Here is a 16,516-nt window from a genome sequence, read left to right on the forward strand (position 1 = left end):
AGCTAACGCGCTCAGACGCAAGGCCAGGTCGCGCGGGGAACTGCGCGCCCCCCACCTGTGAAACCGGCGTTCCCGCACCAGTGGGCCGGGAACGGGAGCGTCCTGTACGCCGAGCCAGTTCAGCGGCAGCCGGGCAGCACCCCGGGGGTGGGCCGCCCCGAGGCGCAGCCGGAACGGCTCAGCGCCCACGTCAGCTGCGGGTGTGGCGTGCGATGAGGTGCTCCACGTCCGGGTCGGCGCCGCGAAACTTCTGGTAGGCCTTCATCACGTCGACCGAGCCGCCCACCGCCAGAACTTCGCGGCGGAAGTGCTCGCCGGCCTCGCGGTTGAGGCCGCCGTGTTCGTCGAACCAGGCGCAGGTGTCGGCGTCGAACACTTCGGCCCACAGATAGGCGTAGTAGTTGGCGTCGTACCCCGTGGCCCAGATGTGGCTGAAATAGCGCGTCCGGTAGCGGGGCGGAACCAGCTCGCAGGCCACTCCCCTGGCCTTCAGCGCCGCCGCCTCGAAGTCGTCGACCTGGGACGCATCGGTGGGCAGCTGATCGATCGGGGTGGCATGCCAGGCCTGGTCGAGCTGCATGGCGGCCGCCAGCTCGAGGTCGTCGAAGCCGATGTCGGACAGCCGGGCCCTCTCCATCTTGTCGATGGTCTCCTGGGGCAGCGGTTCGCCGGTCTTCCAGTGCCGCGCGTAGCGGGCGACCAGTGCGGGATCGGATGCCCAGTGCTCGTTGACCTGGCTGGGGAATTCCACGTAGTCAGTGGGGGTGTTCGTACCAGACATCGACGGATACCGGACGTCTGACAGCAGGCCGTGGAGGCAGTGCCCGAACTCGTGGAAGCAGGTGATCACCTGGTCCCAGCTCAGCAGCGTGGGCTGGCCCTCGCGCGGCTTGACGAAGTTGGTGTTGAAGGTGACGACGGGCAGGTCGCCGTACATGTTGTCCTGGTTGACCAGGTCGGTCATCCAGGCGCCGCCCTGCTTGCTCGGACGGGTCCAGGCGTCCACCATGACCAGGCCAAGGGTGATGCCGTTCGGCTCGTCGACCTCGAAGATCTGGGTGTCGGGCGTGTATCCGGCCAAATGTCGGCGGGGCACGAAGGTGATGCCGTAGAGCTGTTCGGCAGCGGCGAAGACACCCTCCTTCATCACCCGGTCGAATTCCAGGTAGGGGCGCAATTCCTCATCGTCGACGGCTTCGGCGGCCTTCAGCTTGGTGGCGGTCCAGGCCCAGTCCCAGGGCTGGAATTCCAGCCCTGGGGCAAGCTTCGCGAACTGGTCGGCATAGCGTGTGGCGTCGGCCCGGGCCTGGCCCAGTGCCAGCTGTGAAAAGCGGTCGAGCAGGGGCTGCAGGGCGTCCACTGTCTTGGCGCACCCGGCGGAGGCCACCAGCGCCGCATGGGACTCGAAACCGAGCAAGGTGGCGCGTTCGGCACGCAACCTGGCCAGTTCCACCACGAGCGCCCCCGTGTCGTGCGGCATGCCTGCACCTCCGCGGCCGATGGAGGCCTCGAAGACCTTGCGGCGGGTGTCCTGGTTGTCCAGGGATGCGAGCCAGTCCTGGCCGGTGGTGTTGACCAGTTCAAGCAGCCAGCCCTTTTCGCCGCGCGCCTGCGCCGCCTCCGCCGTCTGCTGTTTCTGCTCATCCGACAGGCCCTCCAGCTCGGCCCCGTCGGTGATGAGGACTGCAGCATCATTGCGGCCCCCGACGATCATCTGGCTGAACTGGGACTCCAGGGAGGCGATCCGGGAGTTGATCTCGCGAAGTCTTTTCTGATCGGCCTCGCCGAGCTGGACACCGTGACGGCGGAAGTCGCGCAGGCTTTCGGACAACCACCAGCTGGCCTGCTCGTCCAGCTCGGCCGCGTCGGACTTCTCAGCCGCCTCCAGCGCGGTCAGCCGGGCGTAGAGCTGAGGATCGAGAAGGATCGAGTCGGCGTGGGCCGCCAGCTCGGGGGCCAGCTCATCGCACACGGCATCGAGCTCGGGGGTGGTGTCAGCGCTGCGCTGGGTGTACATGGCGGCCGTGACACGGCTGAGGTACACCCCGGCTTCCTCCCAGGGCCGGATGACCGTCTCCTCGGTGGGTTCAGAGCTGTCAGCGGCGACGGTGTCGAGCATGGACTGCTCGTTGGCAATTTCCTGGCGGACCAGGCGTCCGAACACATCCGGATTCAGCACGGCATATTCGGGAAGGTGAAATTCTGACTGCTCAGGCAGAGATTCGGTCATGGCTCCATCCAATACCCTCAAGTGCGGTCACCCGGGGGGCCAACCTCATGTCGGGCATCCCCCGCGTACAGCGCATCCCTTGAAGGATTCGCGTTTCATGGGGGCTCCCCTCCAGGAATGCAGGTTTCCTGTGCCGCACCCTTTGGAGCACGCGTCCCTAGACTCAGGACATGGGCGAGTTCGCACATCGCGATCCCTTGCGTGTCATGCCGGACGGGACCGTCAAACAGGTCAATCTGCTGACCGGCGTGGAGGTGTGGACGGTGCCCGGTCGCGCCGACCGCCCCATCTCCGAGCCCCCGGCGAGCCCTGTGTCGTTGGGCCACGGCGAAGCCGACCGCTGGTGTGCCTTCTGCCCGGACAGGATGGCCGACACGACTCCGGAGAAGGCGCGCCGGGTGTGCACGCCGAACGGGTGGCGGACGCTGTACGGCGTGCTGCCCTCGCAGTGGCACGACACGCAGGCGCAGTTCCGCCGCATCCCCAATCTGTTTGCGATCGTCAACTACTCCTTCTGGACCCGCAACTACGGCTACCACCCGCCGCAGTCCGTCCTCGCACGATGCGCCCAGTACTGCGCCGACCCCCAGGGCAGGAAGCACGTGGAGTCCCTGCTGAAGATCCGAAAAACTGCGAGCAGTCCAGCCGAGGTGGATCCGGCTCGGCTCAGCGATGCCGAGCTCGCCCAACGGGCCATCGGCATGTTCGCGAGCGGCCACGATGTCATCGTGGCCAGGCGGCATTTCGTGGACGGCGCCACGGATTCCTCGCAGCTGGCCGCGTCAGGCACGCTGACACCCAAAGAGCATTCGGAGTACATCGGTTTCACCGTGAGGGCCATGCAGGAGCTCTACGAGCAGAACCATCACGTGCGCTATGTGGCGGTCTTCCAGAACTGGTTGCGTCAGGCCGGTGCATCCTTCGATCATCTGCACAAGCAATTGGTCTCGATCGACGAACGGTCCCAGGAGACCGAGCAGGAGCTGGTGCGGCTGCGGGCGAATCCGAACGCCTACAACGATCTGGCGCTCAATGTGGCCATTCAGCAGAATCTGGTGATCGCAGAGAACAGCCATGCGATCGCCTATGCGGGTTTCGGGCACCGCTTCCCCACCGTCGAAATCGTGTCCAAGTCACCGGTGTGCGAACCGTGGCTGCAAAATGCAGCAGAGCAGGAGGCGATGTCCGCGCTCGTGCATGCCTGCCATGCGGCCACCGGTATCGGCGTGCCGTGCAACGAGGAGTGGCACCATCGCGCACCCGACGTGGACCTGCCGATGCCCTGGCGAATCAACCTGAAGTGGCGGGTGTCGACACTGGCCGGTTTCGAGGGCGGCACGAAGATCTACCTCAACACCCTCGACCCCTGGCATGTGCGCGACCGGCTGGTTCCTCGGCTGCACGCCCTGCGGGACGCGGGGCGGCTGGCGACTGGCCTGTCGATCGGCGAGGAGTGCCCGGCCAGGTACAACAGCCTTCGCTACAACCCGGTGCTGCAGCACTGAGCCGCAGCCCGGAAGTCAGCCGCGGGTGAGCCTGCGGTGCTTGCTGGCGTGCGGACGTGCCGCCTCCTCGCCGAGCCTGGCGATCTTGTTGGCCTCGTAGTCGGCGAAGTTGCCCTCGAACCAGAACCACGAGGGATCGTTGTCATCCTCGCCGGCGCCCTCCCACGCGAGGATGTGGGTGGCGATGCGGTCGAGGAACCAGCGATCGTGGGAGATCACCACGGCGCATCCGGGGAATTCCAGCAGGGCGTCCTCCAGGCTCTGGAGGGTTTCCACATCGAGGTCATTGGTCGGCTCGTCGAGCAGCAGCAGGTTCCCTCCCTGCTCCAAGGTCAGCGCCAGGTTGAGGCGGTTGCGCTCGCCGCCGGACAGCACCCCGGAGGGCTTCTGCTGGTCGGGGCCCTTGAAGCCGAAGGACGCCACGTAGGCGCGGCTGGGTACCTCGAAGTTGCCCACCTTGATGTAGTCCAGGCCGTCGGAGACGACCTCCCACACGTTCTTCTCGGGATCGAGGCCTTCGCGGCCCTGGTCGACATAGCTGATCTCGACGGTCTTGCCGACCTTCAGCTCGCCGGAGTCGGGGGTTTCCTCGCCGACGATCATCTTGAACAGCGTGGACTTGCCCACGCCGTTGGGGCCGATGATGCCGACGATCCCTGCGCGGGGCAGGGTGAAGTCCAGTCCGTTGAACAGCACGCGGCCGTCAAAGCCCTTGTGCAGGTCGACTGCCTGCAGCACCTCGGCGCCGAGACGCTTGCCCGGCGGGATGTTGATCTCGCCGGTGTCGAGCTTTCTGCTGCGCTCGGCCTCTGCCGCCAGTTCCTCGTAGCGAGCCAGCCGGGCCTTGTTCTTGGCCTGGCGGGCCTTGGGGCTGGAGCGCACCCATTCCAGCTCTCGTTCGAGGATCTTGGCGCGCTTGGCGTCCTTCTGGCCCTCGATCTGCAGGCGCTTGCGCTTGGTGTCGAGGTAGGTGGAGTAGTTGCCCTCGTAGGGGTAGAGGCGTCCGCGGTCGACCTCGCAGATCCAGCCGACAACGTGGTCGAGGAAGTAGCGGTCGTGGGTGACGCACAGCACCGCGCCCGGATAGCTGCGCAGGTGACCTTCCAGCCAGTTCACCGATTCGGCATCCAGGTGGTTGGTGGGCTCGTCGAGGAGCAGCAGGTCGGGCTGTTCCAGCAGCAGCTTACACAGTGCGACGCGGCGCCGTTCGCCTCCTGACAGCACCGACACCGGAGTGTCCGGCGGCGGGCACTGCAGTGCGTCCATGGCCTGCAGCAACTGGGAGTCGATGTCCCACGCGTTGCGATGGTCCAGTTCGGTCTGCAGCTCACCCATTTCGGCGAGCAGAGTGTCGTAGTCCGCTTCGGGATCGGCCAGTGCCGCGCTGATCTCGTTGAAGCGGTCCAGCATGGTCTTGACTCCGCCGACGGCCTCCTCGACGTTCTCCATCACCGTCTTGTCCTCGGTGAGGGGCGGCTCCTGCTGAAGGATGCCGACGGAGGCGTCCTTGGCGAGGAAGGCATCGCCGTTGTTGATCGGCTCGAGCCCGGCCATCACCTTGAGCAGCGTGGACTTGCCGGCGCCGTTGGGGCCCACCACGCCGATCTTCGCGTCGGGGAAGAAGGACAGCGTCACATCATCCAGGATGAGTCGGTCGCCGATCGTCTTGCGAACATTGTGCATCTGGTAAATGAATTCAGCCATGTGAGCCTGGATTTCCTTCGCGAGACGATTCGGCCTGTCGGCACTGCCTGGACACAGCGCAGCTGCGCCCACAGTATGCCAGCGCCGAGAGGGCGCACCGAAATGACGCGACGCACCGAACCCTCAGGCGGCGGGATCCTCAAGCCCTGGCGGCACGGTTGCGGTAGCGGATCGGCTTTCGTCGAAGCCCACCGGATCGGATGTCTGTGCCGCGGCAATGCGTTCGGGACGGGTGAATCTGCTGGTCCCGCGGGTGAGGTCGTGCCCGAGGACGGTGGTCGAGAGCGGTGGCCGACAGCACGGGCCGTTCCCGGTACCGAGAACGGTCACTGACGCGCAGCGGCAGCAGCCACCGCCGCACATGCCTGCGCATGACGATCCAGCTCAGCGGCGATCGACCCGACGACCATCTGATCGGCGACCTGCGCCACCGAATAGTTGAGCACCGTGATGGCCCGGGAGCGCCTGTGCCGAGCGGTCCACTCCAGCGCACGGCGGCTCAGGAAACCCAGCAGCAGACCGGCGATGACGCCGCCCACCACGAGGAGGGTGGGCACGGGGGCGCTGTGCCACCGGGGCACGGGAAGTGCACCGGCGAACAGGACATTGATGAACAGCCAGGCCAGCCCCACCACCACTGCGCAGATGAGGATCCACTGCACGACGCGCACCGCCGGCCACCAGCCGCCACCGTCGGACATGCCGAGGTCGGTGGTGGCGACGGACCTGTCGAGGGCGTCGGGCACGTGCTCCAGTTGCTCGACGGATGCGCCGCGCACAGCCTGTGCCCACAGGGGCGGAAGCCCTCGTGAGGCGCTGTCTGACAGCGCCCGCACCGATGTGGCGACTCGCGCCGTCTCCACACCACCGGTTGTGGTGGCCAGGCTCGTGCGTTGCACCGAGGCCGGGGAGATCTCCTCGGGACGAGGATGCCCGGCACGCCGGAGCGAAGGCAGATCCAGGTGCAGAAGCTTGAGCGGGTCGGGTCGTAGTCGTGAGATCCAGGAGACGAGGGGCCAGCCCGTGGCTGCCGAGCCACGCCGCCGGGTGGAATCGGCCACGGCGTCACCGACCACCTGCACCCCCGCGGCTCGGGCGAAGGAGTCCACGAGGTCGTCCACGTGACGCTGGTCAAGCGTTGTGGAGACATCTGGGCCGAGCTGATCCTTCAGCCCTGCGGCAGCCTCCGCGACGTCGGTGGAGATACGATGCACCGCCACCTTCTTGGCCTTCACCACGTCGGCGAGCTGCTGCTTGAGGTCGGCAACACCCGCACCGGTGGCAGCGGATGTGTCCAGCAGCGGGGTGTCTGCCAGGCCCTCGGCATCCAGCAGCTGCCGCAGATCCGCAGTAGCCCGGTGAAGCCCCTCGTCATCGAGGCGGTCCGCTTGGTTGAAAGCAATGATCATCACCGTGGCGTAGGGCGCCATGGGCGCCAGATAGCGGTTGTGCAGCGCGTCATCGGCGTACTTCTGGGGGTCCACCACCCACACCAGGGCATCGACCAGGCTCACCAGCCGCTCGGCCTCGAGCCGGTGGTCCTCCTCGATGGAATCGTGGTCAGGCAGGTCGAGCAGCACCAGGCCGTCGAGTTCCTTGGTGCCGGCCACCAGGGTGCGCACCGGGACATCGAGCCAGTCGAGCAGCCGGTTGGGCACCTCGTCGCCGAAGCAGGCAGCCATGGCGCGCGCGGTGGTGGGGCGCCTCACCCCGGCCTGGGCCAGGTCCGCCCCGACGAGCGCGTTGAACAGGCTCGACTTTCCTGAACCGGTGGCTCCGGCCAACGCGACCACCGTGTTCGATCCGCTGAAGGAGAGCCGGTCGTCCGCCCTGTCCACCACCGCAGATGCCCGCTCCAGCACCTGCTCGTCAGCCCGGCCACGGCTCAGCTCGACGGCGCGGTGGAGCGCGTCGATCCGCTCGCCCAGATCGGAGGTGACATCACGGCGTGGCCCGAATGGCGACTTCATCGGCCGTCCTCGCGATGGCGGTCCGGATTCGTGACGCCAGGACGATCGTCGTCCCCGACCAGCTCCGCGTCGTAGATCTCGGCCTGATCGCCTTCCGGCATCTGCGTGACCTGCACAGTATTCGCCTGCCCCCCCGTTTCGAGGGCAGGCGACGGTGTGACGGCGGGCAATGATGCGGCCCGGCCGGTTGCCGTGTCCAGATGTTCGCCTTCCCGCCCGTGCCTCGCCGCCACGACTGCCTGCACGGCCTGGTCGATGTCCTCGGCGGCGGTCGCATTCAATCCGGTGTCGGAGAGCACCTGGGTGAAGCGCACGAGCTGGATGGACATGAGTGCCTCGACGCGTTCGTCCAAGCGCTGCTTGGCGGTCTCGGCGAGCCGCCGGACGGCCTCGTCGCCGAAGATGGCTTCGAGAAGTCGTTGCGCCACGACCGTGGTACCGCCGGCCACGCCGATCTCTGCGCCACTGAGGCCGGCCGTGTGGGCGAAGATGACGATCATCACTGCGGCACCGACGCCGTTCACCCCGGCGGCGGTGAGCCTGGCGGCACGCCGGCGGCCCTTGCCCTGCTCACCGACAAGGGTGAGCACATCACCCTGCCAATCGCGGATCGCCTCGGAGACCTGGGCGCTGAAATCATCGCTGGTGCGAGCCAGTTCAGGATGCTCGTCGACGAGGATCCTTCCTGCGGGACTCCCCCGCCAAGCCAGCGCGGCGCGCTCGGCAGCCGCTTCGCCCTGTTCGATCACGAGGGCCTCCAGGCCGGACTCGGCAGCTATTGCGGCATTGGTGCCCTGCGGCGGTTCGCCCTTCAGGGCACGCACCAGCCGGTCGCGCACCCAGCTGACCTTCTCGTCGATGACGCGGCTGAATTCGCTGGTGCCCACATAGTCGTGCCAGCGCAGCAGAACCTCGCCGCGCAGCAGGGTGCCGTCGCTGGACTGCACCTTCACCGCCCGCGAGGCCTCCTGGAAGGACTGGGTGGCATCGGTCTCGAGCTGGGCGGCCGCCTGGCCCTGGACCTGCACCGCCTCGGCAACACCCGGAGCCCTGCGGCAGATGGCGGCGATGGCTCCGCTGAGGGTCTGCAGGACGATCTGCTCCCGGTGACGCCGGTCGGCCGCCAGTGTCGCCAGGTAGCTGCGGATCGGCGAGACGGCGGCTTCGGGCAACATTCCCCGGGAATCGGTGACGGTTTCCGGCACGGCGAACAGCGGCGAATCGGCCAGTCCGCGGGCAGTCATCAGGCGGGCCAGGTCGCTGGGAACTTCCTGCATCGCCGCTGGTGGGATGCGATCGCACACCACCGCCACAGCCGCACCGCGACGGCTTGCGGACGTCAGATAGTCCCACGGAACAGCGTCGGCATAGCGGGCTGCTGAGGTGACGAAAAGCCACAGGTCGGCGGCGTCGAGCAGCTGCGCGGCCATTGTGCGGTTCTCCTCGACGAGCGAGTCGATGTCGGGGGCATCGAGCAGGGCCAAACCCTCCGGAAGTGCGGGCTCGGGCACCAGCTGCAGGGCGTTCGCCCCACTCGACGGTGCTTTCGTGCGGGCAAGGCTCGGCAGAATGCGTTCGGAGTCGAACCAGAGCCCATCGTCGGGGTTGTGCACCAGCACGGGGCTTCGGGTGGTGGGACGGATGACCCCGGACGGGCTCACCGGGCGTCCGAGCAGGGAGTTGACCAGGGTGGATTTCCCGGCCCCGGTCGAGCCGCCCACCACGGCGAGCAGGGGCGCATCCAGGTGCGTGAGCCGCGGCAGGACATAGTCGTCGAGCTGGGTGACGATGGCAGCGGCTTCCTGGCGCTGCTCGCTTGCGCCTGGCACCACGAGGGGAAGCCGGACGCCAGCCAGGGCTGCGCGCAACTGCGACAGGGCGGACCCCAGTTGCTCAGCAGTCACAGCACCACCTTCCGCAGTCGATGCCTCCACTCTGGCACGCCGGACACGATTCGTTCATCACGACGAGTTTCGGGTTCCCCGAGAAGCTGAATGCGATCAGTGGCAAGCTGCGGTGGGTGTCACCGCATCCTTGGATGGCTATGAAGGGGAATCCAGTCTAGAGGTGCTGCGGATCACTCGCCCCAGCGCAGCGGCTCTCCGGCGGGCACTGAGTCCCCGGTGGGAGGGGCGAAGCTTCGGCGCCTCGGCCGGGGCAGCGCACGCCATCTTCTGCCGAACCAGCCGCGGATGTTCTGCCAGGTCCAGTTCTCCGGTTTGACGGGCAGTCCCTCGGTCTCGTAGAGGGCCCTGGGGCGCAGCAGCGCAATGTCGTCGAGCAGCTCTCGGCCACGCAGCAGGGCGGCGTCGTCCATGACGCCGCGCGTCACCGAGGCCCGCAGGTATGCCAGCTCAGTCATGTGACGCATCATGCACACGGTGGCGATGAGTACTCGCGGCCCTCGAAGGGTGGCAGCGATGAGGAGTTTGGCGCGCCGGAAAAAACCGGAATAGACAACGGGATCACGGGGCAGCAACCAGCCGGTCATGACGAAATCGTCGAGCCGCGCACGGATCTGCCGGGCCTCGGCCCGGATGTACACGACGTAGCGGAAGAGCAACATGAGCATGAGTGCCCCGCCGATGATGAAGATGAGCGATTCGCTGCCACCGGCCAGCTGCGATCCGTTGAATGCCATGTGGGCGCAGGCCGCGAACAAGAATCCAGCCACCGGCGCGAGCACTCGCACCAGCTTGCTGCGAGCCCGGATTGCCACCGCCATTCCGATGGCCGTGAAGGTCGTGAACAGCGGATGGCCCCACCAGGTCTGCAAGCCCCGCGAGACGTAGATCTCGTGGAGCGCCTGGTTCGCGTCCTGGCCGTAGACCATCGAGCCGTACAGGTAGGTGCGGATGTAGTAGACGATGTCCTCGGTCACCGCGAAGCCGACCGCCGAAAATCCAGCGAGCGCCACGGACTGCATGACGCTGACAATGCGGTAACGCACCAGGATCGCGAGAAGGAAGAGCACCGATGCCTTCGCGGCTTCCTCGACGAAGGGCGCCACATAGATGGCGGCGCGCACGCTGCCCATCGGGTCGGAGTCGTCCACGGTGAGCCGGGATGCCACCCAGTCGTTCGCATTGGCGGCGAAATAGACCGCCACGGCGCCGCCCCAGAACAGCGCGACAGCCTTGAGCACCCAGGTGGTGGGGCGCAGCCGATCCAGCAGCAGGAAGACGACCACACCGATGAGCAGGGTCACCAAGGCCAGCTTCGTGCACCTCCACAGCGCCTCGTTGAACTGGTAGACGGTGGGCATCGAGCGAGTGCCGCCGTGCTGTTCGGTGTAGTTGCCGATGGACTGGCTGATGGTCTTGCGGTAGCTCAGGTACACCTGCCACAGCAGGAAGACGCAGAACGGGAAGAACGCGGCGGTCAGCCAGGTGAGCGGGTTCCGGGCCATTCGCCTGCGTCTGCTCTGGCCCGGCTGAATGGCACGCGGCACGCCTGACAAGCGGCGGGCGCGGCGCTCCGGGAGCGCCACAGCAGGCGATGGCATCGACACGGCGCCAGAGTACCCGGGATGGATGTGGGAAACGGGCGGCCCGGGTGGGAGTCGAACCCACGCGCGACAGATTAGAAGGCTGCTGCTCTATCCACTGAGCTACCGGGCCCGGCCACCAAGTCTAGGGCTTTGGCGATCCAGAACTTTCACGGTGGGGCGCTCGACGGCTGCCTGCCGCCGCGTCCTTGCCGCGCAAGGTGCCGGGATGTCCGCGTCAGTCACAAAGCCCGTCACCGTATCGCATACAGGAGCACTGTGCAGGCCATTCGGGAGAAGTGAAAGACTCTGGCACCGTGACGACTGAGCAGAAGCAGTGGGGGAAGACCCTTTTCGGGGTCTATGGGCCCACCTTGCTCGCGTCCATCGGCTTCGGAGCAGTCATCCCCCTGGTGGCGATCCAGGCAACGGTGCTGGGCGCCAGCGTCGGACTGGCTGCGTTCATCACCGCGCTGCGCGGCATCGCGCAAGTGATCGGTGACCTGCCCGCCGGCTATGCGGCAGACCGAGTGGGCGAGAAGATCGCGATCGCGGGGTCGTGCTTCATCGACACCTGCACGATGGCCATGATCTTCCTGGTGCATTCACTGTGGGTGCTGGCTCTGGCCGTGCTGCTGCAGGGCTTCACCGCGTCGGTGTTCAACCTTGCCAGGCAGACATATCTCACCGAACGCATTCCGCTGCACTGGCGTGCCCGCGCCATGTCGACGCTCGGCGGTGTCTTCCGGGTCGGGTGGTTCGTCGGCCCGCTCATTGCGGCGGCCATCATCTCGCACTGGAGTCTCGCCGCGGCCTTCGCATTCTCCGGTTTCATGAGTTTCGGCGCCGGGATCGTCACCCTGTTCATGCCCGATCTGCCCGGAGAGGCGCACGGGCTGGCCGTCATCCGCGAACGCAGGTCGCGCAAACGGGTCAGCACGATGGCCGTACTGCGCAAGCACAGTCATGTGCTGCTCACCCTCGGCACGGGTTGCCTTGCATTGATGCTGATCCGTTCGGTGCGCCAGACGATCATCCCGTTGTGGGCCCAGTCACACGGCATCTCCCCCGCGGCGACGAGCCTCATCTACTCCATATCGATGGGCTTCGACGTTCTGCTGTTCTTCCCAGGCGGCGCCATCATGGACAAGTTCGGGCGGTTCTGGGTGACGATTCCCGCCATCGGGACGATGAGTCTGTGCCTTCTGGCGCTACCACTCACCCACGACTTCGCCACCATCACGCTGGTCGCTTGTCTGCTGGGCATCGGCAATGGGGTGTCGAGTGGAATCGTGCTCACGCTCGGGTCCGACTCCTCGCCGGAGCTGGGACGCGCACAGTTCCTGGCTGCCTGGCGTGTGCTGTCCGACTCGGGTACAGCGATCGGTCCGCTGATCATCAGCGGGGTGGCAGCCATTGCAGGTTTGGCCGCCAGTGCGTTCGTCGTGGGTGGCATCGGCGTGCTCAGCACCGGATGGTTGTTCAAATATGTACCGCACACGGGGACAGCAGCGCTGGAGGAGAAGGCGCGTCTCGAAGCGGCCAAGGAGTACGGCGAGGCCGAGGAGAACGGCGGCAGCTGAGCCCAGCTGGGGCGATGATGCCGTTGCCGGGCTCCGCTGGCGAACCGTGAGGATTCCGCGCTCCCCCACGCGCGCCGTCACGGCGCAACTGCCACGGGATAAAGTGGGTCCTCGTGAACAACGGCATGCTGGTGTGGATCGACTGTGAGATGACCGGGCTCGACCTGGGTGTGGACGAGCTCATCGAGGTGGCCTGCCTGGTCACCGACGGTGAGCTCAACATTCAAGGCGAAGGCGTGGACGTCCTGGTCAAGGCCAGCGACAAGGCCATGGACCACATGGGCGACTTCGTCACCGAGATGCACACCAAGTCGGGCCTGCTCGAAGAGCTGAAGACCTGCACCACGACGATGGCCGATGCCGAACAGCAGGTGCTGGCCTACATCAAGCAGTACGTGCCCCAGGAGCGCAAGGCACCGCTGGCCGGCAACACGATTGGCACCGACCGCACCTTCCTCGCCAAGGACATGCCCGAGCTCGAGGCCTGGGTGCACTATCGCAATGTCGACGTCAGCTCGATCAAGGAACTCGCGAAGCGCTGGTACCCCCGCACCTACTACCAGGCGCCGGGCAAGAACGGGAACCATCGCGCCCTGGCCGATATCCAGGAATCGATCGAGGAACTCACGTACTACCGCCAGACGATCATGGTGCCCGAGCCCGGGCCGTCGACCTCCCAGGCGAAGGTGGCAGCGCGCCGCTGCCAGGGCTCCCTCACCGGTTTCGGGGATGCTGAGGAGCCCCCGGAGATGGACTTCGAGCCGCAGTCGAAGAACGCCTGAGGCAGTTCACGTAGTCGTCGCTCATGACGGCGGCCCCATCGTTTTGGGGCTGGCGGGGTGTTCCGATATCATGAGCGAGCTGCCCGATTGCGGCGGCAATGGTGGATGTAGCTCAGTTGGTAGAGCCCCTGGTTGTGGTCCAGGTGGTCGCGAGTTCAAGTCTCGTCATCCACCCCAAACGGGTCAGGTGTGAACTTGCGACCAAGGGTCCGCCCTTGGTCGCGGTTCGCGCCTGGCCCATTTTCTTCGCCTCGGCGGCCCAGCTCAGGGCGTCGGCATGGAGGCCGGACAGGCTCAGCCCGTCGTACGGGTTGCGGTAGCCGACGCGCACGTCGTTGTCCTCGTCGATGTAGATCGCCTTGAACAGCGCCTGGTTGCACAGCCTGCGGTTCGCGTCGTCGGCGTGCTCGTAGAGGTCGGCGGCGTTCGACAGCAGTTTCAGCGAGTCATCGAGGTTCGCGCGTGCGTCGGCGTAGTGGCCGTGGTGCGCCGTGATCCGGTGCTCGATGGTCTCCAGCGACGCAGTGATCCGGTCCTGTTCCTTCTTGAGGAGGTCGAGCGGGATGGCTCCGGCGTAGTGGGCCTGGAGCAGCTTCTGCTGTTCGCCTTCGAGCTGGGTTCTCCGTGTCGCCAGGTCAGTGAGTTCGGCGGCCCCTTCGGCCATCATCTCGTCGAACCGGGCATGGAGCATCGCCGAGACGGCCTGCGTCGTTTCGGGGTCGAGCTGGACCTTGGCGTAGAAGCGTTCGATGAGCCGTTCGACCTGCTCGATCAGCATGGCCTGCCGGGTGCAGTTGCCTCTGCCGCCGTGGCGGCTGGCACACACGAAGTACGGGTAGATCGTGCCCTGACTGCTCTTCGCGTTGCACACCAGCAGCCGCGACCCGCACTGCCCGCAGAACACGGTGCCCTTCAAGTAGTGCTCGTGCACCTGCGTCGCGTCGGCGGCCGAGCGATGCGTGCCGAGCACGGTCTGCACCTGGTCCCACACTTCGTTGGGGACGATGGCCTCATGCGCTCCGGCGTAGGTGACGCCCTGGTAGCGGACGCTGCCCTTGTAGTACGGGTTCGTCAGCATCCGATGCACCGACGACTTCCCGATGGGTCGGGATGGCCGTCGCGGCGACGCAGCTGTCGTGAGGCCTCGCGCCACCAGTTCTTGGTGGAGCTGGCTGGTTGTCCAGTCACCGGAGGCGAACACCTGGAACGCCCACCGGATCAGTCGGGCTCGTTCCTCGTCGATCTCGACGGTGCGTACCTCCCGCCCGAAGTCGTCGCGCACGCCGACGTTGCGGTAGCCGATGGGAGCCTTCGTCACTGTGCCGCCCTGCGCAGCCTTCTGCGACAGGCCCTTGACGACCTCAGTGGCGAGGTTGCGGGAGTAGAACTCCGCGATTGAGGACATGATGCCGTGCAGCAGCATCCCCGATGGTGTCTCGTCGATGTTCTCCGTGGCCGACACCAGCGTGACGCCTGCGTCCTTGAGCGCGAGGTGGATGGTCACGTCGTCAGCACGGTTGCGGGCGAGCCGGTCGACCTTGTGGACGATGCAGTAGTTCGTCTTGTGCTTGGCAACGTACTGGATCATCCGCATCAGCTCGGGTCGGTCGGCCTTGCGAGCCGATTCGCCCGCGTCGACGAACTCTTCGATGATCGTTGCGCCGAGCTGGTCGGCCTTGCGCTGGTTCGCCTCGCGCTGCGCAGGGATCGAGAAGCCCTCCGCGTTGCCGCCCTTCTCCGCCTGCTCCTTCGTGGAGACTCGCAGGTAGGAGACGGCGAACGATCCGGGGAACGGGGTTGGCGCTACGAGGCTGTCTATCGCGGTTCGGTCCGCGTCGATGATCGTCATGGCTCTTCTCCACAGTCACTGGTCCTGCCGACGCGGACTTGTGAGAGCGGATGCTGATCGTGAGAAGAGCCCGAAGGCTGTAGGACTAGGCCGAATCGGCCACGTTTACTTTGCCCCGCCGAGGCGAAGCGCTAGGACCACAACATCCGCCATCCGCGACGGATGCCTACATTCTACGACGAGGCGCTCGCCGCAGCACGAGGGCGCTTCGGTCGAGTCGCACCTTCTGAGCGGCATGAGCCCGATTGCTGGAGTGCCAGGCGGATCAGCAGCTCGCAGAGCTTGTCCAGGTCTGGCGGCTCGTGGAACTCGGCGCGGATCGTCAGCTCGCGCTCGCTCTGCTGACGCTGCCCGGTCTTCCGTTCATAGCGGCGCGTCATGATTCACACCTCGCCCGTCTCCGGGTCGATGCCCGCGAAGAAGGCATCCTCTGCTTCCTGGCGTGCGTCCACCATGTCGATCACGAACCGAACGAAGTCCTCGTCCCGATCCGTGATCGGTGAGTCCTCGATGGGCTGAGTGGGGTCTTCACCTGGCCAGCTCGTCTGGCGAGTCGGCCGGTCTCGGTCAAGCCGAGTGCCGCAGGCAGCCACCCAGTCACGAAGTCGGGCCCGGGCATCGGCGAAGTCGCGGTGCCAGCCGAGCGGTGCCGACCCGTTCTGCTCGGGGTCGTATGCGCACAGCCAGTGCAGGTGCAGCGCCGACAGTTCCCAGAGGAGTTCGGGGTGACGGTGCCAGTAGGGCGGCACGACGCTGGCCGGAAGTCCGTAGGTGTGGCGAAGCCAGTCCACCCAGCGGTTCAGTTCGAGCAACTCGGCTTCGAGATCGTTGGCGGTCAGCAGATTCCAATTGACCGGATGCGGCGGCTCAGGAACGTCGAAACGCGGGGACGCGAGACCTGCCTCGGGTGGCATGTCCTCGTGCTCAGGGAGGAACTGATCTCTCATGGTGGAGCCGCTCACATTCCGATGGCGGCCGCGGTGGACGGCGCGGCCTGCTGAGGGGCAGTGAACGCCGTTGCGTCTCGACCGGAGGTGCGTTCGCTGCGATCCACCTCGTAGCGGGTGCGGGCGAGGTCGTGTCCGATGCGCGTCGCGATGAACTCCTCACCCTCGTACCGCTGGCCGTAGCGCTCGTACGAGTAGTCACGCACCCGCCCGTCGGCGATGATGTTGTCGCCCTTGGCGAGCCGCTCGGCTCCCTGCTCGGCGGCACCGCGATACGCGATGAGGTCGTGGAAGGTCGTCTCCAGTTGCGTGAAGGTGTTGTCGGGTTCCTTGCGGTAGTGCTCGATGCCGACCTTCATGTAGAGCCGTGCGTCGCCGCGGTCGGTGTAGCTGAGCTGCGGGTCCGAGGCGACGAAACCGGAGATTGACTGGTGCGTACGAATGGCCATGATGGCGTCC

At 66.3% G+C, this 16,516-nt stretch carries 11 protein-coding genes, 2 tRNA genes and 1 pseudogene; 4 read left to right on the forward strand and 10 right to left on the reverse strand.

Features of this window, described 5'->3' with window-relative positions; all coding sequences use genetic code 11:
* Positions 1-190: 190 nt before the first annotated feature.
* Positions 191-2,230 (reverse strand): M3 family metallopeptidase, encoded by a 2,040-nt coding sequence (locus tag ABF648_RS07515; protein ID WP_415631684.1) that lies wholly within the window; start codon positions 2,228-2,230, stop codon positions 191-193.
* Between the two features lie 170 nt (positions 2,231-2,400).
* Between ABF648_RS07515 and ABF648_RS07520 the strand changes: the two genes are divergently transcribed.
* Positions 2,401-3,735 (forward strand): DUF4921 family protein, encoded by a 1,335-nt coding sequence (locus tag ABF648_RS07520; RefSeq protein WP_415631685.1) that lies wholly within the window; start codon positions 2,401-2,403, stop codon positions 3,733-3,735.
* A gap of 15 nt (positions 3,736-3,750) precedes the next feature.
* Here ABF648_RS07520 and ettA read toward each other — a convergent pair whose 3' ends face one another.
* The 5 genes from ettA to ABF648_RS07545 form a co-directional block, all read right to left on the reverse strand.
* Entirely contained in the window at positions 3,751-5,439 is a 1,689-nt protein-coding gene (gene ettA / locus ABF648_RS07525) for an energy-dependent translational throttle protein EttA (RefSeq protein ID WP_415631686.1), read from the reverse strand.
* Positions 5,440-5,765: 326 nt separating this feature from the next.
* Positions 5,766-7,409, reverse strand: a complete 1,644-nt coding sequence (locus ABF648_RS07530; protein WP_415631687.1) for a GTPase — start codon at positions 7,407-7,409, stop codon at positions 5,766-5,768.
* Positions 7,406-9,313: a dynamin family protein gene (locus tag ABF648_RS07535; RefSeq protein WP_415631688.1), complete on the reverse strand. Its 1,908-nt coding sequence runs from the start codon at positions 9,311-9,313 to the stop codon at positions 7,406-7,408. Before ABF648_RS07535 ends, ABF648_RS07530 begins: the two co-directional genes overlap by 4 nt.
* A gap of 173 nt (positions 9,314-9,486) precedes the next feature.
* On the reverse strand, positions 9,487-10,914 hold the full coding sequence (locus tag ABF648_RS07540; protein WP_415631704.1) for a PrsW family intramembrane metalloprotease: 1,428 nt from the start codon (positions 10,912-10,914) through the stop codon (positions 9,487-9,489).
* Positions 10,915-10,956: 42 nt separating this feature from the next.
* Positions 10,957-11,029, reverse strand: a tRNA-Arg gene (locus ABF648_RS07545).
* 184 nt (positions 11,030-11,213) lie between these two features.
* Here ABF648_RS07545 and ABF648_RS07550 point away from each other — a divergent pair.
* The 3 genes from ABF648_RS07550 (at position 11,214) to ABF648_RS07560 (ending at position 13,438) form a co-directional block, all read left to right on the forward strand.
* On the forward strand, positions 11,214-12,479 hold the full coding sequence (locus ABF648_RS07550) for an MFS transporter (protein WP_415631689.1): 1,266 nt from the start codon (positions 11,214-11,216) through the stop codon (positions 12,477-12,479).
* 125 nt (positions 12,480-12,604) lie between these two features.
* On the forward strand, positions 12,605-13,261 hold the full coding sequence (gene orn, locus ABF648_RS07555) for an oligoribonuclease (RefSeq protein WP_415631705.1): 657 nt from the start codon (positions 12,605-12,607) through the stop codon (positions 13,259-13,261).
* 101 nt (positions 13,262-13,362) lie between these two features.
* A tRNA-His gene (locus ABF648_RS07560) sits at positions 13,363-13,438 on the forward strand.
* A gap of 625 nt (positions 13,439-14,063) precedes the next feature.
* Here ABF648_RS07560 and ABF648_RS07565 read toward each other — a convergent pair.
* The 4 genes and pseudogenes from ABF648_RS07565 to ABF648_RS07580 all read right to left on the reverse strand — a co-directional run.
* Positions 14,064-15,110 (reverse strand): annotated as a pseudogene (locus ABF648_RS07565) (recombinase family protein); the annotation flags it as partial.
* Between the two features lie 173 nt (positions 15,111-15,283).
* Complete coding sequence (locus ABF648_RS07570; RefSeq protein WP_415631690.1) at positions 15,284-15,490, reverse strand: hypothetical protein; 207 nt, start codon at positions 15,488-15,490, stop codon at positions 15,284-15,286.
* 3 nt (positions 15,491-15,493) lie between these two features.
* A complete protein-coding gene (locus ABF648_RS07575; RefSeq protein ID WP_415631691.1) occupies positions 15,494-16,057 on the reverse strand; it encodes a hypothetical protein in 564 nt (187 codons plus the stop codon).
* An 11-nt stretch (positions 16,058-16,068) separates the two neighbouring features.
* Positions 16,069-16,506: a single-stranded DNA-binding protein gene (locus ABF648_RS07580; protein ID WP_415631692.1), complete on the reverse strand. Its 438-nt coding sequence runs from the start codon at positions 16,504-16,506 to the stop codon at positions 16,069-16,071.
* Positions 16,507-16,516: the final 10 nt, after the last annotated feature.

It is taken from the genome of Propionibacterium sp., assembly GCF_047719395.1.
Taxonomy (GTDB): domain Bacteria; phylum Actinomycetota; class Actinomycetes; order Propionibacteriales; family Propionibacteriaceae; genus Propionibacterium.

What these genes read in the sequence shown, in the direction of transcription:
- ABF648_RS07515 (WP_415631684.1), bottom strand. Translation starts at nt 2,230, where the DNA reads ATGACCGAATCTCTGCCTGAGCAGTCAGAATTTCACCTTCCCGAATAT.
- ABF648_RS07520 (WP_415631685.1), top strand. Translation starts at nt 2,401, where the DNA reads ATGGGCGAGTTCGCACATCGCGATCCCTTGCGTGTCATGCCGGACGGG.
- ettA (WP_415631686.1), bottom strand. Translation starts at nt 5,439, where the DNA reads ATGGCTGAATTCATTTACCAGATGCACAATGTTCGCAAGACGATCGGC.
- ABF648_RS07530 (WP_415631687.1), bottom strand. Translation starts at nt 7,409, where the DNA reads ATGAAGTCGCCATTCGGGCCACGCCGTGATGTCACCTCCGATCTGGGC.
- ABF648_RS07540 (WP_415631704.1), bottom strand. Translation starts at nt 10,914, where the DNA reads ATGCCATCGCCTGCTGTGGCGCTCCCGGAGCGCCGCGCCCGCCGCTTG.
- orn (WP_415631705.1), top strand. Translation starts at nt 12,605, where the DNA reads ATGCTGGTGTGGATCGACTGTGAGATGACCGGGCTCGACCTGGGTGTG.
- ABF648_RS07570 (WP_415631690.1), bottom strand. Translation starts at nt 15,490, where the DNA reads ATGACGCGCCGCTATGAACGGAAGACCGGGCAGCGTCAGCAGAGCGAG.
- ABF648_RS07575 (WP_415631691.1), bottom strand. Translation starts at nt 16,057, where the DNA reads ATGAGAGATCAGTTCCTCCCTGAGCACGAGGACATGCCACCCGAGGCA.
- ABF648_RS07580 (WP_415631692.1), bottom strand. Translation starts at nt 16,506, where the DNA reads ATGGCCATTCGTACGCACCAGTCAATCTCCGGTTTCGTCGCCTCGGAC.